The organism is Pseudomonas sp. YA1, assembly GCF_058680555.1.
Map to the genome: position 1 here is coordinate 1 of NZ_JBZWBG010000032.1, position 22,549 is coordinate 22,549.

Genomic DNA, 22,549 nt, shown 5'->3' on the forward strand with positions numbered 1-22,549 from the left:
GCCCAGTGGCTGAGCCGCCCGTACCAGACCCACCCGATGTCGATCGCCTCGCGGCAGAGCGAAACCCTCGCCGACATCCACGCCCTGCGCGCCGAAGCCCGGCGCCTGGCGGAAACCGATGGCCCGCTGCCGCGCCCGCCGGGCTACTGCCTGTTCGAACTGTGCCTGGAGTCGGTGGAGTTCTGGGGCAACGGCACCGAGCGGCTGCACGAGCGCCTGCGCTACGACCGCGACGAAGGAGGCTGGAAGCACCGCTACCTGCAACCGTGACGACACCGCTGCGCCGGCGTTTCATGGCGGATAACCGCACGCGGTTATTCGCCCTACGCGGCCTCGGAGCCCACCCGTTTCATGGTGGGTAACCGCACGCGGTTATTCATCCCACACGGCCCCGGAGTCGGGCCGTAGGGCGAATAACGCCACCGGCGTTATCCGCCGCTGCGCCGACGTTTCATCGCGGTAAACGGTCATCCGTCCCAGCCGAACACCCATCGATTCGAACACTCGAGAAAAGGAAGCACCCATGAGCGAACCCATCGATATCCTCATCGCCGGCGCCGGCATCGGCGGCCTCAGTTGCGCCCTGGCCCTGCACCAGGCTGGCATCGGCAAGGTCACGCTGCTGGAAAGCAGCAGCGAGATACGCCCCCTTGGCGTCGGCATCAATATCCAGCCGGCGGCGGTCGAGGCCCTTGCCGAACTGGGCCTCGGCCCGGCGCTGGCGGCCACCGCCATCCCCACCCACGAGCTGCGCTACATCGACCAGAGCGGCGCCACGGTATGGTCCGAGCCGCGCGGGGTGGAAGCCGGCAACGCCTATCCGCAGTACTCGATCCATCGCGGCGAACTGCAGATGATCCTGCTCGCCGCGGTGCGCGAGCGTCTCGGCCAACAGGCGGTACGCACCGGTCTCGGCGTGGAGCGCATCGAAGAGCGCGACGGCCGCGTACTGATCGGCGCCCGCGACGGACACGGCAAGCCCCTGGCGCTCGGTGCCGATGTGCTGGTCGGCGCCGACGGCATCCACTCGGCGGTCCGCGCGCACCTGCATCCCGACCAGGGGCCGCTGTCCCACGGTGGGATCACCATGTGGCGCGGCGTCACCGAGTTCGACCGCTTCCTCGACGGCAAGACCATGATCGTCGCCAACGACGAGCACTGGTCGCGCCTGGTCGCCTATCCGATCTCGGCGCGCCACGCGGCCGAAGGCAAGTCGCTGGTGAACTGGGTGTGCATGGTGCCGAGCGCCGCCGTCGGCCAGCTCGACAACGAGGCCGACTGGAACCGCAACGGACGCCTGGAAGACGTGTTGCCGTTCTTCGCCGACTGGGACCTGGGCTGGTTCGACATCCGCGACCTGCTGACCCGCAACCAGTTGATCCTGCAGTACCCGATGGTCGACCGCGATCCGCTGCCGCACTGGGGCCGGGGACGCATCACGCTGCTCGGCGACGCCGCCCACCTGATGTATCCGATGGGCGCCAACGGCGCTTCGCAGGCGATCCTCGACGGCATCGAGCTGGCCGCCGCGCTGGCGCGCAACGCCGACGTGGCCGCAGCCCTGCGCGAATACGAAGAAGCGCGGCGGCCGACCGCCAACAAGATCATCCTGGCCAACCGCGAACGGGAAAAAGAGGAATGGGCCGCGGCTTCGCGACCGAAGACCGAGAAGAGCGCGGCGCTGGAAGCGATCACCGGCAGCTACCGCAACCAGGTGGAACGGCCACGCTAGCAACACCGGGCAGGCCACCGCGCCTGCCCTCTCCCGCCTCTCCCGTCCGCGGGAGAGGCGGCATCCGTGCGGGTGCCGGGCGCTGCGCGCCTATCGGCAGCGCCTCAGGCCTCTTCCACCCGCCCCTTCCACTCCCCGCGCCCCTCGCCGGCCTGCAGGCGCAGGGCGAGCAGCAGGGCCAGCACCGCCAGGGCGCTGCCGGTGAGGAAACCGCCGGCATAGCCGATCTGCGCGGTGAGGCTGACCAGGAACGAAGACGCCAGCATCTCGCCGAGGTCTCGGGTGCTCTGCACCGCGGTGACATCGGTGCCGGCCTGGCCGCCCTGGCCGGCGAAGCGCATCGCCGCGGTGAGGATCGCCACCGAGGTGATGCCGGTAGCCAGCGAGCCGATCAGCACGCAGGTCCACGCCAATCCTTCACTCAGTGCCAACCAGCGACCGGCCTGCAGATACCAGAGCAGCGCCGAACAACCGGCGAGCACCACGCCAAGGGCGAAACCGCGCCACAGGCCGATCCGCCTGACCAGCCAGGCGCCGCCGCCGCAGCCGAGGAATACCGTGACCAGGCCACCGCTCATGCCCAGCCGGCCGATGTCCTGCAAGGCCCAGCCGGCATCGCTGAGGTACAGCTTGGACAGGCCGAAGCCGGATACCGCGGTCATCGCCGACAGCAGTGCCAGCGCCAGCAGCGAAGGCGCCAGCGGCCGACGCAGGAAGCGCAGCAGGCTGGCCTTGGCGGCCGGTGCCGGGGGGAGTTCGTGGGGGTCGCCGCGCCCCAGGGCGAGCACGCAGCACAGGCTTGCCAGCGGCACGCAGGCCATGACCAGGAACGCCGTGCGCTGGCCGAAATGCCCGGCGAGGATCAGGCTGCCGGCGCCGCCGCCGAAGAAGCCGATCATCACCCCGGCGATCTGTACCGCGTTGACCTTGGCCAGCAGCTCGCCGCTGAAGTGCTCCGCCGCCATGCCGTCGGTGGCGATGTCCTGGGTCGCGCTGGCCAGCGAAGCCAGCGCCAGCAGGCCGACCGCCCAACCGGCGCTGGCCACGCCGAGGCCGAGCGTCGCCAGGCCGAGCAGGCAGGCGAGGACGATGCATTGCATCGGCAGGATCCAGCTACGCCGCCGGCCGAGACGGCGCGACCAATGGTTGTCAACCCAGGGCGCCCAGAGGAACTTGACCACCCAGGGCAGCCCCACCAGGGGCAGGAACGCCAGCGCCTGCAATGGCGCGCCATCCTGGCGCAGTAGGGTGGGCAGGGCGTCCATGGCCAGGCCGATGGGAATGCCCTGGGACAGGTAGAGCAACGCCAGGGTGATGACCAGGCGGCGGTGGCGATACAGCTCAAGCATGGTGGTCTCCGGTGACACGGGGGTGGGCGGGTGGCGCGGCGGCGCGCGCCTGCATCCAGGCGTGCCGGATGAGCAGCGCGCCGCAGAGGATCAAGGTGAGGTCGGAGCCCAGGGCCGGCAGCCGGCCGCGCATGAGCCAGGGCGCCAGGTGCGCGACGGCGGCCGCCAGGCAGGCCAACCCGGCGACGCCGAGCAACCCGCGCGCCAGCGGCCAGTCGCCCGGCAGCAGCAACGCCGCCAGGCCAGCGGCGGCCCACAGGACAAGGAACAGCCGCCCCGGCCAGGGTCCGGCGAGTAGCTCCGAGGGGGCGAGTTGCAGCCCCAGCAGGAGCAACGCGGCCGCCGCCACCAGGCCGGCACAGAAACCCTGGCTCAGGCGCTGCAAGAGCCGTACGCGGGCGTCCGGCGCCGAGGCGCGTCGTTGCAGCCACAGGTACAGGCCGCTGGCGCAGAGCAGGCAGGCGCCGAGGCCCATCGCCAGGTGCAGGCCGCGCAACGCGGCGGACCAGCCCGGCCCGAGCCACTGGTACTGGGCGAAATGCAACGGCTGCACGGCGATGAAGGCACGCAGCCAGAACCCGCGCTGCGCCGAGCTGCGCTCGCCGAGCAGGGCGCCGTCGGCCAGCCGATAGCGGTGCCGCTCGAAGTTCGCGGTACTCGGCAGGCCACGCTGGATACCGGCGATCTCCACGCTGCCGGCGACATCCCCGGCATGGCTGAGGCTCAAACGCTGGGCGACGAAGCCGGGCGCCCGCACGGCATCGCCGGCAAGCAGGCGGTCGAGATCGATGCGGGACGCCAATGGCCGCCCCTCGGCGGCGGGCGGCGGCGGTCCCATCAACTCGACGAACACCCGGTTCGGTTCCTGCGGGTAGGCCACCGGCGCCAGCAGCAGGGTCCCGAGAGCGCCCAGCCCGCTGAGCGCGCCGGTGAAACCGAACAACAGCAGCCAGGGCAGTCCCCAGATGCCGATCAGGCCATGCAGGTCGAACAGCGCCAGGCGCAGCCCGCGATCCCGCCGCCAACGCCGCAGGTCGCGCCAGCGGCGGCTGTGCAGCAGCACGCCGGCCAGGCACAGCAGCAACAGCGATACGCCGAACAGGCTGACCAGCACCCGCCCGGGGAAGCCGACGAACAGGCTCTTGTGCAGGTTCAGCAGGAGGTCCAGCGCCGGCGTCGGTGGCAGCACCCGGCCGCTGGCCGGGTCGAGGTCCAGCCGGCAGTCCAGGCGCGCATCGCAGACGCTGAAGGCGGCATGGCCGGGAGCGGGCAGCAGCAGGGTCGCATCGCCGATGTCGACGCCTTCCTCGCCCGCCCGTTCGAGCAGGCGCTCCAGCGCAAGGGCTTCTCCTCCCGCCTGCGCCGGGGCCCGCAGCCACTCGCGCAGGTCGTCGTGGCCAAGACTCCAGGCGCCACTGAACAGCACCACGAACAGCAGCACGCCGAACAGCGCGCCGGCGCCACCGTGCAGCGAGAGCAGGAGAGGACGCGCCGCCACTTCAACCGCGCCCCGCCAGCAGCCACAACGCCAGGCCCAGTGCCAGCAGGCTACCGCCCAGGCGCCAGGCGAAGTTGCCCGGATCACGCGCCAGCAACCCGCCGACAAGCAGCAACAAGCCCACCCCGAGCGCGCCGAAGAGCCCGGCGTAGAGACGCTCGAGCGGGTCGTCCAGGGGCAGCCCGCGAGTCAACAGATAGCCGCTGGCGGTCGCCGCCGCCAGGCTGCCGGCGAGTGCCAGCGGAACCCGCCAGGCCCAGCCGAAGCCCGGCCGGCGCGGCATCAGAACGCGCCCCGCAGGCTGACGTTGAAGCTGCGCGGTTCGCCGTAGCGGTTGTTCCAGTTGGGGTTGGACAGGCTCTGGTAGTAGGTCCGGTCGAACAGGTTGTTGACGTTGACCGCCGCCGTCCAGTGCTCGTCGATCTTGTAGCCCAGGCGCATGTTGACCAGTGCGTAGCCGCCCTGGCGCATGCTCACGCCACGGTAGTCGACGCTGTAGTCGCTCTGCGCCTGGAGTCCGCCGCCGACGCTCCAGCGCCGATCCTGCCAGGGCAGGTCGTAGTTGCTCCACAGGCGCAGCAGGTGCCTCGGGGTGAAGGTGGAGTAGCGCGTCCCCGAGTCGTTCTGGCTGTCCTTGAGGTACTCGGTGCTGGTGTAGGTGTAGCCGGCCGAGAGACTCCAGTAGGGCGTCAGGTAGCCGGTGCCTTCCAGCTCGAAGCCCTGGCTGCGCACCTTGCCGCCGCTGATGTAGAACGGATTGTTGGGCGGCCCCGGATGGTCCGGGTCTTCCTGCGGATTGTTCTCCAGGTCGATGCGGAACGCCGCCAGCGACAGGTTCAGGCGGCCGTCGGCCAGTTCGCCCTTGATCCCGGTTTCGTAGGTCTTGCCTTCCACCGGGCTCAACGGCTCGCTGTTCCAGGTCTGGCGATCCGCCTGCGGCTGGTAGACCTCGGCGTAGCTGACATACCACGACCAGTCCCTGGCGAAGTCCCAGATCAGCCCGCCGTAGGGCGTGAACTGGCGACCGGGCTTGAAGCGAGTGGCCGGGGTGTCCTGGTCCCACCAGCTTTCGCGGCCGCCGACCACCAGGGTCAGCGGCTCGGCGAGCTTGATCCGACCCAGGGCATAGAGGCCTTTCTGGGTGGTGGTGGTGGTGCCCGGCGAAGTGTACTGGCCGATCTGCGGGCGCGGCACGCCGTGCGGGTCCCAGCGGTAGACATTGACCGGGGTGTTCGGCAGGTTGAGGAAGCGTGCGGTGTCCTGGCGGGTCTCGCCCTGGGCGTAGGTGACCCCACCGAGCAGTTCGTGGGTCAGGCCGAACAGTCGCACCGGCCCATTGAGGTTGGCGTCGAGGCTGCGCTGGATGCTCTTGAACTTGTAGGCGGCGCCCATCAGCTGGCCACCGTCGCCGGTCTGCGGGTCGATGGCGCCGAAGGAGCCGGCGTAACGCAGGCGCGAATCGGCTTCCTGGTATTCGGCGCTGACCTTGCCTTTCCAGCCGCCGCCCAGTTGCTGTTCGAGGGAGCCGAAGGCGCGGTAGGTGTCCCACTTGAAGCGGTCCCAGTCGACATCGAGGTAGGTGTCGCGGGACAGTCCGAGATTGGACCCATCCTTGGCCATCGGTACCCCGGCCATGTTGGTGATCGAGTCGATGTGCTGGTATTGCGCACCGACGGTGAGCAGGGTGTCGGGGCTCAGGTCGAACTCGGTCACCCCGTAGAGCAGGCGGGTGCCCTGGTCGGCCACGTCGTAGAAGTAGTCGCGGTCCTCGTAGGCGGCCACCGCTCGGCCGCGCACGTTGCCGCTGGCACTCAGCGGGCCGCCGACGTCGACCTCGGCGCGGTAGCGGTCCCAGCGCCCGGCGCTGAGGGTGGTGCTGGCGGCGAACTCGCGCTGCGGCCGCTTGCGCACCAGGTTGACGGTGGCCGCCGGGTTGCCGGTGCCATGCAGCAGTCCGTTGGAGCCGCGGAGGATCTCGACCCGCTCGTAGATCGCCATGTCCTGCGGCGAACTGGCGGTATTGCCGAGCAGTGCCGGCACCCCGTCCAGCTCGAAGGAGTCGACCTTGAAGCCGCGCACGTAGTAGGCGGTGGTCAGCAGCTGGAACGGCTGCACGGTGACCCCGGTGGCCTGCTGCATGGCTTCGTCGAGGCTGAACAGGTTCTGCTGTTCGAGGCGCTCATGGTCGATGACACTGGCGGACTGCGGCAGCTCGCGCGGCTTGAGCGGCACCTTGCCCAGGGTAGTCACCCCCGGCGGCTGGGTGGCAGACGTGCTTTCTCCGCTGATCACCATGTCCGGCAGTTCCGTCTCGCCGTCCTTGCGCGCGTCGGCCACGGCCGCGGCCAGCGGACTCAGCGCCAGCAGCAGGCCCAGGCACAACGGGGTGTGCCGATTGCGGGCGATGCCCTGGCGTCCCTTGATCACCTTCGTCTCCGTTTTCATCGTTCGAACAGCCTCGGGGGATATACGATTTGATAATGCTTATCATTATGAAGAAATCATCTCCGGGGCTTTTTCGATTGCCGGTCTTTCTTTATCGATCCACGGCCGTCGCGGAACTTTCCTCGCCCGCCAGCCCGACGAAGCCGGCATACCAGTCGTCCCGGACGAGCAGATCGGCGTGACGTCCGCTGAGGCGCAGGCGCCCCTCCTCCAGCAGCAGTACCTGGTCGGCCTGACGCGCCAGCGCCGGGCGGTGGGTCACTACCAGCAGGGTGCGCTGGCCGCGCAACCCGAGCAGGCTGCGCAGCACCTGCGCCTCGCTGGCGGCATCGAGGCTGGCGGTGGGCTCGTCGAGCAGCAGCAACGGCGCCGTCGAGAGCAGCCCGCGAGCCAGGCACAGGCGTTGCCGCTGGCCGCCGGAAAGCAGCGCGCCGCCGGGGCCGACGTCGCTGTCCCAGCCCTGCGGCCAGGCCTCGATCTCTTCCAGCAGGCCAACCGCCCGCGCCGCCTCGCGCAGCGCTTCGAGATCGGCGTCCGCTCGCGCCATGCGCAGGTTCCAGGCAACGCTGCCGCGGAACAGGCCGTTGTCCTGGAACACCAGGTTGCGACTGGCGGCGAGGGTCGTTTCGCTCAACCGGCGGATATCCACGCCACCCAGCAGGACACGCCCGGCATCGACGTCGTAGAGCCGCCCGAGCAGCGCCAGCAGGCTGCTCTTGCCGGCCCCGGAGGGTCCGACGAGGACGTTCAGCGAACCCGGCTCCAGCCTCAGGGAAATGTCCTCGAGCAAGGCGCGGCCATCTTCCAGGCGCAATTCCACGGCCTCGGCCGCCAGGCTGGCGTCGTGCGGCCGCTCGCCCGGCTCGGGGCTGTGCAACGGAGCCAGGGCGAAAACCCGCAGCAGGGTGTCCAGCGCCTGCCAGGCGCCGCGCAACGCCTGGTCGAGATGGGTGAGCTGGGCCAGCGGCTCGATGAAGCGCACCAGCAGCACCAGCACGGCCACCAGCCGCGCGCCGTCCAGCCATTGCCGCTCCACCGCCCAGGCGCCGCCGAGCAGGGCGAAGGCGAACGCCGCCTGCACCGCCAGGGCGAAGCCGAGGCCGCTGGGCAGGCTGCGCCGCAACAGTTCCAGGGTGCTGCGGTGGAGACTGCGCAAGGCCTCTTCCAGCCCCTGGCGGGCGACGCTTTCGCGCTGCGCCGCGCGCAGCAGCGGCTGGCGTTCGGCGAACGCCTGCAACTGCCGTGCAGCGTCGCGCTCGGCGGCCAGCCGGGCATCCTCCGCCGCCAGATTGCGCCGCCCGCTCCAGCGCAACAGCGCAGCAAGGACGGCACCGGCAAGGAGCAGGCCGAGGGCGATGGACGGGTCGATCAGGAACAGCCCGAGGATCACCCCGAGCGGCGTCACCAATGCGGCGATCAGCGGCCCCAGCAGGTGCGCCGGAATGCCCATCGCCTGCATCACCGGGCCGCGCAGCAGGCCTTCGGCCGGCGCGACCCGGCGCAGCGCCGGCGGCGCCAGGCGCGGCAAGCGCGCCACCAGGCTGCGCACCAGTCCAGCCGCCAGCGAGCCGCCGGCGGCGAAACCGCGACGCAGGGCCAGGTACTGCAACAGCGCCTGCGCCAGGCTCAAGCCGAGCAACGCGGCGACCCAGCGCCAGGGCAACGCGCCTTCGGCGAACCAGGCCTCGACCAGCGGCACCAGCAATACGCCGCAAGCGGCGTCCAGCAGCGCCGCCAGGACCGCCCAGGCGCTCGCCCGGCGCAACGCGGCACGGCAGTCTTCGGGCAGCGCACGCACTCGTTCGAACAGGGTCATGCCGCCACCTCCGCGCCGTTCTGTTCACGCCACAAGCGCGCATAGGCGCCGTCCGCCGCCAACAGCGCCGCGTGCTCGCCGCGTTCGACCAGACGGCCAGCGACCAGCACCAGGATCAGGTCGGCATCGCTGACTTCGGCCAGACGATGGGCGACGATCACCCGGGTCCGGCCGCCGCCGCGTTCGCGCAGGTTGCGCAGGACCTGCCGGGCGGTCTGCGGATCCAGCGCCGAGGTCGGCTCGTCGAGCAGCAACAGGCGCGCCGGCGATAGCAGCGCACGGGCCAGGGCCAGTCGTTGCAGTTCGCCGCCGGACAGTTGCAGGTCGCGTCCCGGCACGCTGTCGTAGCCACGCGGCAGGGCCATGATGCGCTCGTCGAGGCAGGCGTCACGGGCCGCCTGGCGAATCTCCTGGAGATCGGCATCGGGGCGGAACAGGGCGATGTTGTCGGCCAGGGATATCTCCAGCGCCGCCGCCTGCTGGCCGACCAGCGCGATATGCCGATGGCGCACGGCATCGGGCATGTCCTTCAGTGCCAGGCCGCCAATCTCCAGTTCGCCGCGCTGCACGTCCATGTAGCGCGCCAGCAGGTGCAGCAGGGTGCTCTTGCCGGAGCCCGAGGGGCCGACCAGGGCCACCAGGCTGCCATCCTCCAGCTCCAGGTCGATATCGGCCAGGACCTCCACGCCTTCATAGGCATGGCCCAGGCCGTGCAGCGCCACCGCGCCATCGACCGGCTCGCGGGTCGAGCGGCCCTCGGCCAACGGCGCCTGGTCGAATACCTGCTGCAGGCGCTCGGCGGCGGCGCGCGCGCCCAGCAGCGCGTCGCCGCCGTGGCCGAGCGCCTGCACCGGGGCGGCCAGGGCCCGCAGCAGGAGCAGGAAGGCACAGGCCTGGCCGAGCGCCAGCGGCACGCCGAGGGCATCCAGGACCAGCGCGCCGAGCAGGACCCAGGCCAGCAGCCAGGGCGTCGACAACTGCACGTAGACCAGCGCGGCGAGGTGGCCGACCCGCTTCACCCAGGCGCCGAACGCTTCGCCGAAGGCCGCCGCCGACGCCTCGGCGCCCTGTTGTATGCCGGCGCCGGGGTACTGTCGGGCCAGCAGCAGGTTGTGGGCGAATTCGCCATAGTCCGCCGAGAGCCTTTCCAGCGCGGCGTTGCGCCGCAGCACCAGGTCGCGGTAGCGCGCCGAGCGCAGCAGCAGGAAGCCGGCGGCGGCCAGCACCAGCGGCAGCAGGCAGAACAGCAACAGCCAGGGGTGCAGCCAGGCCAGCCAGAGCAACGCGACGAGCGGCACCACCAACAGGTTGCTGAGATCGTTGGGAGCGTGCGCGATCAGTTGGTGCAGGGCCCGCACGTCCTGCTCCACGAGGCGCGCCACGCCGTCCGGGCCCTGGCGACCGAACCAGTCCAGCGGCAGCCGTTGCAGGTGCGCCAGCAGGCGCAGGCGCAGGTCGTTGCAGAGGTCCGCGTCGACCCGGTGGGCCAGGTGCGCGGCCAGCGCCTGGCAGCCCAGCCAGGCCAGCACCGCCAGCAGCACCAGGGCCAGCAGGGCCGGCTGCGCCTGGCCGCGCGCCAGCGGCTCGGCGAGCCAGGCGAGAAGCATCCAGGGCAACAGCGAGCAGAGCCCGGCCAGGGCCTGCAACCCCATGGCCGCCGCCAGCCGCCAGCGATAGGCGCGCAGCAGGCGCCACAGCACCGGGGTCACGAGGCGTGCTCCAGCACCTGTTCCAGGCTCGCCGGCGCCAGCGACGCCGGCGGCGCCTCGGGGAAGCCAAGGCGCTCGCCGATCCGCTGCCACAGGGCGGCGACCTCCAGGCTGCGTTGGTTGCGCCGACGCACCTCGTCGCCGTCGGCGAGCAGCGCCAGCGCCTCGGCCGCCGCCGCCGGCCACAGGCGCTGGTGCACCTGGGCCCAGCTGCACGGTTCGGCATACCAGAGCTGGGCGCTGGGCAGCGGTTCGCCGGCTATCTCGTCGAACAGCGCGAACAGGCCGTCGTCATCCTCTGCCGGTACCGCCACCGCAGGCGTCCACAACAACGGGCCATGGGGGCTGAGCAGGCTCAGCGTGCCGCGATCGGTGGTCAGGCTGACGCGCTGCAACAAGGTCATGCGCCCATCGTCGGCGGCCGCCAGTTCGTTGAGCACGTGCAGGCTCAACGGCACTTCCGCCAACACCAGAGACAGCCCGCGCATCGCCGACAGGTCGTTCGAGGGCGACTCCAGCGACCAGGGGCCGACGCCCTCCAGCAACGCGGCGAGGATGTCCAGGGTGGCGAAACCGACCTGCACCCCGCAGGCCGCGTCCAGGTGGCGGATGCCGCGCCGGCGATGCAACTGGCGGCCCAGCTCGATGAAACGCGCCACCGCCGGCAACTGCGGATAGAAGGTGTTGAGCAGGCAGCGCCGGCCCAGGCGCTCGGCGCTGCGCAGCAGGTCCTGCCATTCGCGCGGCAGCAACGGATGCTCGATCAGCACGTCGATGCCACGCGCCATCAGCGCCTCGGCCAGCGCCGGGCCCTGCTCGCCGCGTGCCGCGCCGCCGACCGCGACGCAGGCCAGGCGGACATCGTCCGGCAACGCCTCGACCTCGCACCAGGTCTCCACCCCGAGGCGCTCGGCCAACGCCCGCGAACGCCGGCTGCCCTGGCCAAGGATGCCGCGCAGGACGAAGCGCGGATCGGCGGCGACGCCGGCGGCATAGAACTGGCCGAACCGGGAACCGGCGACCACCACGGAACGGACGTCGCTCATTGGCTCGCCTCCTCTGGCATGGGTTTCGACAGGGATTGCGCCAGGGCTTCGCCCAGGCAGTCGAAGTGCCCGCCGGGCACCTCGTAGATGCCGCACGCGCCGAGCGCGGCGGCCCGCCATTGGGTCTCCAGGGCCTCGGCGTAGCGCGGCACCAATGGGTTGCCGGCGTCCGGCACGAACAGCCGCAGCGCGCCGACGTAGGGCTCCGGCGCCTCGGCCTGGCTGGCACGCACCGAGTGACAGAACAGCCGATAGAGGGTGTCACGTTCGACGCTGGCGGCGTCGGCGCTACCGCTGGCCGCCTGTAGCACGCGGCCGCGCAGGGCGACGAGATCGGCCAGGCCCGGTAGCTCCGCCAGCGCCTCGGCGGCGAGTCCTTGTGGCGTCCGCGCCAGCGCCGCCTGCACCACCTGGCCGAGACATTCCGGCGCGGGGAAGCCGAGCGCCGCGGTATCCAGGCCGAGGGTCGCGGCGAAGCTGAACAACAGCAGGCGCTCGTCGTCCACCCGGTAGGGAATCCGGTAGCTGGAGACGATATCCAGCTGGCGCACGCGCACCCCGCGCTGGACCAGGGACTTGGCGGTCTCCAGGGCGACCAGCCCGCCGGAGCAGTAGCCGAGCAGGTCGACTTCACGCAGCCCGGCGCCATGGAGCGCCTCGGCGTAGCGGCGGCCGAGGCAGGCGTTGAGATGCTCGGCGGGGATCGCCAGGTAGGCGTCGCTGTCATGCACGGCCAGCCCCAGCAACGGCCGCCCCTCACCCAGGGCGCGAAGCAGCGGGCGGTACGGCAGCAGCGTGCCGAGGCCTTCGTGGACCAGCACCCGCGGCACGCCCTCGCCGGGCACCAGGCGCACCAGCGGGTCGAGCGCCACCGCGCCCTCGGCGAGCGGTGCGCGCGACACGCCGGCCTGCGCCGGGGCGACGCCGCGCGCCGTGGCCAGGGCTGGCCCACGGCCCTCTTCCGGCGCGCTGCGCAGGCGTTCGGCCAGGCCGCGCGGCGTCGGCTGGCTGAGCGCCCAGCGTAGCAGGCGATCGAACGGATGCCGACGGGCGCTTTCCAGTCGTTCGCGCAAACGGGCGATCAACTGAGCGATCAACAGCGAGTCGCCGCCAGCCCCGAAGAAGTCTTGCTCGACGCCCAGCGACGGGTTGTCCAGCACCTCCCGCCAGAGTGCCAGCAGCGCATTCTCCAGTTCGTCGGCCGGTGCCTGCGCGACGCCATGCCGAAGGTCCGCCTGGGGCTGGCGGGCAAAGCCGGTCAGGGCCTTGCGGTCGATCTTGCCGTTGCCGGTGACCGGCAGGCGTTCGAGCACGCGCAACTGCGCCGGGAGCATGTAGCGCGGCACCCGCGCTTCGACGAAGGCCAGCAGCTCGGCCGGCTCCAGGCGGGCGCGGTCGGTCTTGCAGCGGGCCAGCAGGACATCGTAGCCAAGCAGGTCGAGAGCGCTGCCCGGCGGCACCACCCCGCAAGCCAGGTCGCCGCCCTGTGCCGCCAGCCACTCCAGCCATTGCCCGGTGTGGACGAACAGTTGGCGGCGCTCGTCGCGGAGGTCGCGCGGGTTTTCCATCATCAGGCTCTGGCTGACGCTGATCTCGTTGTGCTCGCGCGTCAGTTCCTGGATCACCAGCCAGGCGTCGGCGCTCAGCAGCTCGCGCAGGCCGGCCAGCAGCGCCGGGGTGTCCAGCGCGTTGTTCAAGGCCCCGGAGCTGAGCAGGATATCCACCGAGTGCGGCGCCACGCCCTGGTCGAGAAGATCGCCGTTCATGTCGAAGCGGCCGAAGCGTACCCACGGCTGGTCGGCGAAGCGTTCGCGGGCGGCGGCGAGGAAGTAGCTGGAAACGTCGGTGAACAGGTAGTCCACCTCTGCCCCTCGCTGCACCAGCGGCGCCAACCGGGCGATCACCGCGCGGCTGGCGGCGGCGGTGCCGGCGCCAAGCTCCAGCAGGCGCCAGCGCCGTTGAGGCTGGCGCTCGACGATGGCAGCGATGGCCTCGGCCATGGCCTCGTGCAGCGCCTGGGCATGCAGGCCCTGGCTGTACATGGCCTCGGCGATGCGCGCCGAGCCCTGCGGGAACATCAGCGCCGCCGGGCTGATCCGCCCGGCCAGTTGCTCGCCGAGGGATTGCGCGCTGTCACGCAGGTAGGCGACCAGCTCGGCCGGCCAGAGCGCCGCCGGCGCGCAGCCGGCGAACGCCGTCCAGGCGTCCTCCGGACTCTGCGCGGGACGCTCGGCGCAGCCCAGCCAGCCCTCGCCCTCGGCGCGCAGGTAGCCGCCCTCCTCCAGCTGGCGCAACCAGTGGCGCAGCAGGCGCTGGCGCGCCTCGGCGATACCCAGGCGCTGGCACAGGGTGGCGAAGTCCAGCGGCGTCGCACTGGCGAACAGACCGCTGCCGGCCAGCCAGGCGGCCAACGAGGCGAGGCAGGCACGGTCGAGTGCGGCCACCGCCGCGGCGATGCCCTCCTCGCTGCCCCAGTCGCGGCGCAAGGCCTGGGCCGCCCGCTGGCGCACCGCGTCGAGCGCCGTACGCGGATCCTCGCCAGCCTCCACCGGCGCATGCAGGGTGACGAAGCTGGCCAGGCTGCGCTCGTGGGTCTCGCCGAGCACCACGGTGGCCGCCAGGTTGACCTGCGGATGGGCGCACAGCGCGGCGTCCAGCTCGGCCAGTTCGATGCGGTGGCCGCGAATCTTCACCTGGTCGTCCTCGCGGCCGAGGAACTCGATGCTGCCGTCGGCCAGGTAGCGGCCGAGGTCGCCGGTGCGATACAGGCGACGGCCATCGGGGTGACGGACGAAGCGTTCGGCGGTGCGCTGCGGATCGCCGGCGTAGCCGAGCGCCAGGCCCACCCCGCCGATATGGATCTCGCCGCGCACGCCCGGCGGGCAGCGCCGCCCGCGGGCATCCAGGACTTCCACGCTCTGCCCGCGCAGGGCGTGGCCATAAGGGATGCTGGCCAGCTCGGTGTGCTGCGGGCGGATCGGTTGCTCGATCGACCAGATCGCCGCCTCGGTGGCGCCGCCCAGGCTGAACAGCGCGCTGTCCGGCCAGCGCCGCCACCAGCGGGTCGGCAGGCTGACCGGAATCCAGTCACCGGACCAGAGCACGCAGCGCGGTCCCGGCAGGTGGCGTTGCGGCTCGCTCTCCAGGTAATCGATGAGCATCTGGCCCTGGGCCGGCACCGAGTTCCACAGGGTGATGGCGTGGCGTTCCAGCAGTTCCGCCCAATGCGAAGGATCGCTGCCACGCGCCGGGTCCGGCAGGACCACCTGGGCCCCCGCCGCGGTGGCGCCGAAGAAGTCGTAGACCGAAAGGTCGAAGCTCAGCTCGGCGAGGCCGAGGACGCGGTCGTTGGCGTCGACGCCGTAGCGCTGGTTGATGTCGAGCAGCGTGTTGCTCACCGCCGCATGGCTGAGCATCACGCCCTTGGGCGTGCCGGTGGAGCCGGAGGTGTAGATCACGTAGGCGAGGTCGTCCGCCGCCACCTCCGCCGCGGACGGCGGCGGCCAGTCGCTGTCGGCGGCCAGCCGGTCGATGGCCACGCAGGCGCAGCCGGCGTCCGGGACATCGCTTTCCAGGCAGACCAGCGCGACCACTTCGGCGCTGGCGAGGATCGCCTGGCGCCGCAGCAACGGCTGGCGGATGTCCACCGGCACATAGGCGGCGCCGGCCTGGAGGATGCCGATCACCGCGACCAATTGCGCGGCGCTTTTCGGCAGCATCACCGCGACCCGCCGGCCACGGCCCGCGCCGTGCGCTTCCAGGACACGGCGCAGGGCGCTGGCGTGCTGGGCGACCTGGCGGTAGCTGTAGCTGCCGGCGGCATCGTGGATCACCGTGGCGTCGGGGGTCAGCAGGGCACGCTCGGCGAAACCGGCGGCGATGCTCCGGGCACTACCGGGCAACGCCTGCGGCGGCGCCTCGACGGGTTCCGTGGCATCACCGTCGGTCCAGGCGCGCGGGCTCTGCGCCAGGCGCCGGAGCAGCCCGACGAAGTCGTCGAACATGGCTTCCGCCTGCCCCTCGGGGAACAACCCGAGGCGTACGTCCCAGCCGATCTCCAGGCCGCCGAACTGGTCGGTGACCTGGCAGTCCAGCCAGACCTGCGGGGTCTGGCTGATCATGTAGCGTGGCGCGCGCGGCGCCTCGCCATCGCCGAGCAGGCGCTGCACGCTGCCGATGCCACTGGTGAACACCACCGGCATCAGGTCGGCGCCGCGACCGCGCCGGCGCGCCAGTTCGCGCAGCAGGTCGACGCCGCTGAAGGTCGGGTGGTCGAGGTCGTCGAACATCTGCTCGCCGATGCGGCGGGCGCGCTCGACGAAACTGTCGCCGTGGCGGCTGTCCACCGCCAGCAGGCTGAGCGCGGTGAAGTCACCGAGCACCTGCGCCAGCTGCGGATGCAGCGGCGGCCGGTTGAGTACCGTCAGGTTGAGACAGAACGCCGGTGCCTGGCTCCAGCGACCGATGGTCTCGGCGAAGGCCGCCAGGGCCACGCCGGCAGCGCTCAGGCCGTGTTCGCCGGCGCGCGCGCCGAGCGCCTGCCAGGCGGCCTCGTCGAGGCGCGCGTGGAAGTGCCGGAAGCGCGTGGACCGGGTGTCCGGCTGCGCCCGCAGCGGCAGGTCGGGACGCCCCGGCAGCGCGTCGAGGCGCGCCAGCCACCAGTCGCGGTCGCGCTGCCAGGCCGGCGACTGGCGTCGGCGCTGCTCGACGCCGACATAGTCGCGGAAGGTCGCCTCCAGCGGTTCCGCCGTCCATTGCGGATCGAGATAGCGGCGGCGCCATTCGCCAAGCAGCAATTGCAGGCTGGCGTAGTCGACCAGGGTGAAATCCACCGAGCAGTGCAGTACGCAGGCATCCCGGCCGATACTCAGCTCGGGGCGCAGGACCGGCCACTGGTCGAGCGCCGCGCAGGCGTGGTCGAGGCGTTCGCGGACCCGCTCCAGGTGCGCCTGGAAAGCGGCCTCGTCGAGCCCCGCGCAGGCATGTACGGTCAGCCGCTGCCAGGGCACCTCGGGCAGGACGCGCTGCCAGGCGTTGTCCTCGATCACCGCGCGCAGCATCGGGTGGCGCTCGACCATGGCGTTCCAGGCCGCCTCCAGGCGCGCCGGATCGGTGTCGGCCGGCCAGTCGTACTCGGCGTACAGCTGGCAGGCGTTACCGCCGTAGTCGAAGGCCGCCTGGCGGCCCAGCACGTAGGCGGCCTGCACCGGGGTCAGCGGGAAGCGCTGGTGGGCCAGGTCGGGTTCGGCGCGCCAGCCAGGGCCGCCTTCCAGGTGTTCCAGCAGGGCCTCGCGCTCGGCCCGCAGGCGCTCGGCGAGGCCGGCGTCGAGGGCGCCCTGGGGGGCGCGATAGCGCAGGCGGCCCGCCTCGCTCCAGAGTTCGATGCGCCGGCTGCGGCAGGTTTCCAGCAGTTCGCCGAGGCTCATAGCACGCCCTCCTCCAGTTGGGTTTCCTCGATCTCGACGGTCTGCGCCTGCAAGTGGCGGGCAAGCCCGGCCAGGGTCGGCTGGCGATAGAAGTCGGCCATGCCCAGGCGTACGCCGAAACGCTCACGTATGCCGGCCAGCAGGCGGGTCGCCAGCAGGCTGTCGCCGCCGAGGCTGAAGAAGCTCGCCTCGCGACGACGCACCGGGCGTTTGAGGACCGCTTCCCAGCACTCGGCCAGCGCCTGCTCATGGGCTTCCAGCGGCTCCTCCGCCGAGGGCTCGTCACGACACTCGCCGAGTGCGCGGGTCATGCTCTCGGCCAGGCGGCGACGATCGACCTTGCCATTGCCGTTCAACGGCAGGCTTGGCAGGCACCACAGGCGTTCGGGCCGCATCGCCTGGGGCAGGCGTTGCTCCAGACCGGCCTGGAGCGCGGCGGCGTCGAGACCGAGCCCCGGCGCCAGCGCCTCGACCAGGGCGATCCGCTCGCTGCGCCACAGGCAACGCGGCGCCAATCCCGCAGCGGCGAGATCGGCCAACAGGCTCGGCAGCTCCGCCAGGCGCAGCGGCCGGTCGTCGAGCAAGGCCGCACCGAGCAGCGCCAGTGGCGACTCGCATAGCAGGTCCACCAGCAACAGGCGGCCCTGCGGGCGCAGCAGCGCCGCCGCCAGCGCCAGGCCTTCGCGGCTGGCCGCGTAGGCGTGCAGCGCGGCGAAGCTGATCACCCGGTCGTAGCGACCGAGGTGCTCGGCAGGTAGCAGGCCGTCGTCCAGCGCCTGCACCACGATCCGTTCCGGCAAGCGGGTGGCGGCGGCGTCGAGGAGGACGCGGCTGCGTTCGAAGAGGGTCAGTTCCAACCCCGGGCGCAACAGCGAGGCCATGCCCTGGTCGAGCCAGAGCCCGGCGCGGGTATCCAGCACCGCCACCCGCAGGCGTTCGCCGGCAGCCGGCGTCGGCAGCGCTTCGAGCAGGCGCGCCAGGGCCTCGCGGCCGTCCGGCAGGCGCGCGGCCACCGCCTGCGGCGCCAGCCAGGGATCGAGGAGCAGCGCGGCCGGCGCCTGTTCGCCGGCGAGCAGGCCGCGCAGAGCGTTGCCCATCGCGGTCAGCCCCGCGGCCTGCCAGCCGAGCCGGCGCAACGCCTCGTCGAGCGGCGGCAGCGCGCTGGCGGCGGAGTCCGCCAGCCAGTCCAGCCAGCGCCGGCGCAAACCGTCGTCTAGCTCCAGCGGCGCCTCCAGCAGCGCGCCGAGGATTTCCCGGGTGAGTACCGCCTCGGCCTCTGCCAGGCCGGCGAAGGGCTGTGCGGCCGGCAGTTCCATGGAGCCTTCGGCCCGTGGCGCCAGGCGCGGTACCAGCACCGCGCCGAGGCTCGCCACGCCACCGCCGAGCACCGCCGCGCAGGCGCTCTCCACGCCAGCCTGGGCGCACAGCGCGGCCTCCACCTCGCCCAACTCGATGCGCTGGCCGCGCACTTTCACCTGCTGGTCGACCCGACCGAGGAATTCCAGGGTACCGTCGCCCCAGTAGCGACCGCGATCGCCGGTGCGATACCAGCGGCCCTGGGCATCGTGGACGAAGCGCCGGGCGCTGAGTTCGGGATCGTTGCGATAGCCGCGGGCCAGGCTGGCGCCGCCGATCCACAGCTCGCCGACCACCAGGTCCGGCACGTCGCGCCCGTGGGCGTCGACCACCCGGTAGGCCTGTCCCGGCAATGGCCGGCCGTAGGGAATCGAACGCCAGTGCGGCGGCACCGTATCGACGCTCTGCAGGTTCGACCAGATGCCCGCTTCGGTAGCGCCACCCAGCACATGCAGGCGGCAGCCTTCGGCACAACGTGGGCGCAGGCGGCCGGGCAGGTCCAGGGCCACCCAGTCGCCGGACAGCAGCACCGCCCGCAGACTGCGATAGTCGGCCTGGCTCGCCGGCAGGCTGAGGGCCATCTCCAGCAAGGCCGGCGCCGAGTTCCACAGGCTCACCGCATGCCGCTGGATAGCCTCCGCCCAGGCGGCGGCATCGCGCGCCTGTTCCTGGGCCGGCAGGACCAGGCTGGCACCGGCGCCGAGGCCGCCGAACAGGTCGAAGACCGACAGATCGAAGTCCAGCGCGGAGACCGCCAGCAAGCGGTCCGCTGCGTCCACCCGCAGCAGGTCGAGCAGCGCGTCGATGGTATTGATCGCCGCCGCGTGGCTGACCTCGACGCCCTTGGGCACCCCGGTGGAGCCCGAGGTGTAGATCACATAGGCGCTGGCCTGCGGCGCCAGCGGCGCGGGGGCGGCCAGCGCCGGGCCGCGCAGCAGGCGCTGGACATCCAGGCGCGGCGGCAAGGCCTGCGGATCGTCCTCCTCGGTGATCGCCTGGCATACCCCGGCGGCCTCTTCGATCAGGCGCCGCCGTGCGGGCGGCTGGTCGATGTCCAGCGGCACGTAGCAGGCGCCTGCGGCGAGCACACCGAATACCGCCGCGACCTGCTGCGGTCCGCGCGGCAGGCTGACCTCGACCGCGTCGCCGGGGCGCACCCCGGCTTCGCGCAGGCCGCCGGCGATGCGCAGCGCACGCTCGGCCAGTTCGCCGCGGGTGACACGTTGGTCGCGATAGAGCAGCGCGTCAGCATCCGGCGCCTCGGCGGCGCGAAGGAAGAAGTCGCGATGCAGGGTGCGCGCCGTGGCGCATGCCGGCTGGCCGTTGAGCAGGGCCCGGCGCGCCTGCTGCGCCCAGGGCAACGGCAGATCGGCGGGCTGCTCCCAGGCGCTGTCGCAGAGACGCTGGAGCAGCCCCACGTAGGCTTCGAACATGGTTTCCGGCAGACCTTCGGGGAACAGGCCGACGACGCTGTCCCAGGCCAGCAGGATACCGTCGCCCACCCGGTAGAGCTGGTGGTCGAGCCAGACCTGCGGGGTCTGCGAGAGCATGTCGTGGAGATCGCCGAAAGCGTCGCGGAAGGCCGCCGGGACGAAGCCCTCCTCGCCCAGGTTGCTGGCGAACACCACCGGCGCCGAGCGCGGCTGGCCCCGCCGGCGCGCCTCGCGGAGCACCTCCAGGGCGGGGAATGCGGCGTGGTCGATGGCTCCGTGGAGGTTGCGCTGGAAGCTCTTCACCGCCTCGGCGAAGGACACCCCGGCCTGCATCCGGCACTCCAGCAGCAAGAGGGTGGTGAAGTCGGCGATCACCTCGCCGATACGCGGGTCGTCGGCATGCCGATCGAACAACGGCACGTTGAGGAGAAATTCCGCGCTTTCGCTCCAGCGCGCCAGGACCAGCGCGAAGGCGCAGCCGAACACACTGGACAAGGTCACGCCATGCTGCGCGGCAAGACGCTCCAGGCGCCGGCTCTCGCCGGCGGAAAGCTGGAATGCCAGGCGCCGGGTGCGCGGCTGGCGGATGCTTTCCGGCGCGCAGGCCAACGGCAGGGCCGGCGCGTCCGGCAAGCGTGGCAGGCGTTCCAGCCAGTAGTCGCGGGCCCGCGCCGCGGCCTCGGCGCGTTGCGCCGCACGGCGCGCCAGGTAGTCGGCGAAATGCAGCGCCGGCGGCTCCGCCAGGCGCTCCGGCGCCAGGTAGGCAACGCCCAGTTCGGCCAGCAGCAGGCGCAGGCTTTCGACATCGGCGGCAAGCAGGTCGAGACTCAGCCAGAGGCGATCCTCGCCGCCCGGCATGCGCACCAGCCCGAGCAGGAACACCTGGCCACGCTCCACCGCCAGGCATTCATGGGCGCGCCAGTCGCGCAGCGCCTGCCAGTCGCGCTCGGCCTCGTCCACCTGCAAGGTGCGCCAGTCCTGCAGGTCGAAGCAGGGCAGCGGCGGCGTCGGAAGGATCTGCTGGCGACCGTCGAAGAAGCGCGCCCGCAGCATCGGGTGGCGTTGACGCACGCACTCCGCCGCCACGGCCAGGCGCTGCGGGTCGACATCCCGCGTGCGGAATTCCAGGAAGGCATGGCAGCTGACGTTGCCCAGCACCTCGCCGGCGCCACGTCCCAGCCAGTAGGCCTGCTGCACGGAAGACAGCTCGAACGGCTGGTCGCGATCCTGCGCCGTCGGCAGCGCGACCGTTGCCGGGGCGGACAGCCGGTCCGCGCAGGCCAGCAGGTCGAGCCAGGCCCCCAGGCAGGGGCGCTGCGCCAACTGGGCGAAGTCCAGCGTCGAGCCACGCGCGCGCAGGCGTTCCTGCAGGTACATCAGGCGGATCGAGTCGAGGCCGCAGCCCAGCAGGTCGTCGTCGTCCGCCAGGGCGCGCACGTCGGCAAGCGGTTCGCCGAGCAGGTCGGCGAGCTGCTCGGTCAGCCAGTCGCGCAGGGCGGTACGGGAATCGGGGGGCAGATCCATGGGGGCTCCCTAGGGCAAGCATCTGAAGTCGGTTGCCAGTTCCTGGCAACGATTATCAAATGCGACCTTATCTCACTTGCCTGGGAGGCCTGGCCGGCAATGCTTTAGACAGCCGGACTGTTTCGTTAGATGCAGCGTCATCCCGCAGCGGCGACGCCCCTCCCGTGGCCGGGCCGGGGGTCGTCGCGGAGACTCAGCGGATCTCGCTGGGGGAGATGCCGTAGCGCTTGCGGAAAGCGATGGAGAAATGCGCCGGGCTGTAGCCCACCCGGTAGGCCACCGTGGAGACGTTCGCCTCTTCGTCGCAGAGCATCCGGTGCGCCTCGCGCAGGCGGTACTCCTGCAGGTAGCCGAATACGCTGGCGCCGAACACCTTGCGGAAGCCGGCGGTCAGCTTGCGCGGGTTCATGCCCACGCGGCTGGCCAGCGTGTCCAGCGACGGTGGTTCCTGCAAGGCGCCGACCAGCAGGTCGCGGGCGGCGTGGATGCGCTCGACCTCGGAGCAGGTGATGCGCGGCTTCTCGACGGGGCGCCCCTCGCCGGAAAGGAACTGGGCGCTGAGCGCGGCCAACTCCAGGGCCTTGCCGCCGAGGTAGAGATCGCGGGTCGGACCGAGCATCTGGCAGGTGGCGATCTGCGAGGCCAACGCCTGCATCGCCCGCGGCGCCGGGCAGCTCATGATCCGCGGATCGCCGCCGGGACGGCGTATCAGTTGCTCGGGCAGCCAGCCGAGGCGGCTGTCCAGGGCTTCGACGCCGAGCTGGACGATGGTGTAGCGCAACGGCTTGTCGGTGCCGTAGATCTGCGCCGAGGTGAAGTCGCCGTCGTTGGCGATGGTGCACAGGCTCGGCCCCTCGATGAGGTGCTCGGGCTGGCCGGGGATCCGGCAGCGCAACTGGCCGCTCTGCACGAGGATCAGGCGCAGGCCGCGCTCCAGCGGTTCCTCGAACCAGTCCTCGCTGGCCGAACAGAAGGTTCCGGTCACCAGCTTCATGTTCGGATCGATGTGCGCGATGCCGGGCCGGTTGCCCGGTGCCGGCGCGGCGGCATCGGCCTGTGGCGGAGCAATGATGGTGATGGTCATCAGGTTTTCCTGTAGCCCGGGCGCTGCCGACGCGGCGACGCCTTCCTGGATACGTGGGGGCAGGGGGACTTTTTAGCGGAGATGGACAAAGCGCCCTGCACTCCGCCCCTGCAGCGAATGAAAAAGCCCCG

The 22,549-nt window shown here is 71.6% G+C and carries 11 protein-coding genes and 1 pseudogene; 2 read left to right on the plus strand and 10 right to left on the minus strand.

The window, feature by feature from the left end:
* Nucleotides 1-270 (plus strand): annotated as a pseudogene (gene phzG, locus AC4OR5_RS30070) (phenazine biosynthesis FMN-dependent oxidase PhzG); the annotation flags it as partial.
* A 253-nt stretch (nt 271-523) separates the two neighbouring features.
* The gene (phzM, locus tag AC4OR5_RS30075; RefSeq protein ID WP_003093633.1) at nt 524-1,732 is read left to right on the plus strand and encodes a pyocyanin biosynthetic protein PhzM; all 1,209 of its coding nucleotides are present in this window, start codon (nt 524-526) and stop codon (nt 1,730-1,732) included.
* A gap of 104 nt (nt 1,733-1,836) precedes the next feature.
* Here phzM and AC4OR5_RS30080 read toward each other — a convergent pair whose 3' ends face one another.
* The 10 genes from AC4OR5_RS30080 to pchR form a co-directional block, all read right to left on the minus strand.
* Entirely contained in the window at nt 1,837-3,081 is a 1,245-nt protein-coding gene (locus AC4OR5_RS30080; protein WP_058160758.1) for an MFS transporter, read from the minus strand.
* Nucleotides 3,074-4,579: a PepSY-associated TM helix domain-containing protein gene (locus AC4OR5_RS30085; RefSeq protein WP_015502305.1), complete on the minus strand. Its 1,506-nt coding sequence runs from the start codon at nt 4,577-4,579 to the stop codon at nt 3,074-3,076. The genes AC4OR5_RS30080 and AC4OR5_RS30085 overlap by 8 nt, the downstream gene beginning before the upstream one ends.
* A 1-nt stretch (nt 4,580) precedes the next feature.
* The gene (locus AC4OR5_RS30090; RefSeq protein ID WP_003111968.1) at nt 4,581-4,862 is read right to left on the minus strand and encodes a hypothetical protein; all 282 of its coding nucleotides are present in this window, start codon (nt 4,860-4,862) and stop codon (nt 4,581-4,583) included.
* Complete coding sequence (gene fptA / locus AC4OR5_RS30095) at nt 4,862-7,024, minus strand: Fe(3+)-pyochelin receptor FptA (protein WP_003111969.1); 2,163 nt, start codon at nt 7,022-7,024, stop codon at nt 4,862-4,864. Before fptA ends, AC4OR5_RS30090 begins: the two co-directional genes overlap by 1 nt.
* 91 nt (nt 7,025-7,115) lie before the next feature.
* Nucleotides 7,116-8,840: an ABC transporter ATP-binding protein PchI gene (pchI, locus tag AC4OR5_RS30100; RefSeq protein ID WP_058160757.1), complete on the minus strand. Its 1,725-nt coding sequence runs from the start codon at nt 8,838-8,840 to the stop codon at nt 7,116-7,118.
* Nucleotides 8,837-10,549, minus strand: coding sequence for an ABC transporter ATP-binding protein PchH (gene pchH, locus AC4OR5_RS30105; protein ID WP_058160755.1), 1,713 nt, complete (start codon nt 10,547-10,549; stop codon nt 8,837-8,839). The genes pchI and pchH overlap by 4 nt, the downstream gene beginning before the upstream one ends.
* The gene (pchG, locus tag AC4OR5_RS30110) at nt 10,546-11,595 is read right to left on the minus strand and encodes a pyochelin biosynthesis thiazoline reductase PchG (protein ID WP_003137472.1); all 1,050 of its coding nucleotides are present in this window, start codon (nt 11,593-11,595) and stop codon (nt 10,546-10,548) included. Before pchG ends, pchH begins: the two co-directional genes overlap by 4 nt.
* Nucleotides 11,592-17,021 (minus strand): pyochelin non-ribosomal peptide synthetase PchF, encoded by a 5,430-nt coding sequence (gene pchF, locus AC4OR5_RS30115; RefSeq protein ID WP_122379243.1) that lies wholly within the window; start codon nt 17,019-17,021, stop codon nt 11,592-11,594. Before pchF ends, pchG begins: the two co-directional genes overlap by 4 nt.
* Entirely contained in the window at nt 17,018-21,334 is a 4,317-nt protein-coding gene (pchE, locus tag AC4OR5_RS30120; protein WP_058160753.1) for a pyochelin non-ribosomal peptide synthetase PchE, read from the minus strand. Before pchE ends, pchF begins: the two co-directional genes overlap by 4 nt.
* Before the next feature lie 193 nt (nt 21,335-21,527).
* The gene (pchR, locus tag AC4OR5_RS30125; RefSeq protein ID WP_058160752.1) at nt 21,528-22,418 is read right to left on the minus strand and encodes a pyochelin biosynthesis transcriptional regulator PchR; all 891 of its coding nucleotides are present in this window, start codon (nt 22,416-22,418) and stop codon (nt 21,528-21,530) included.
* Nucleotides 22,419-22,549 lie beyond the last annotated feature (131 nt).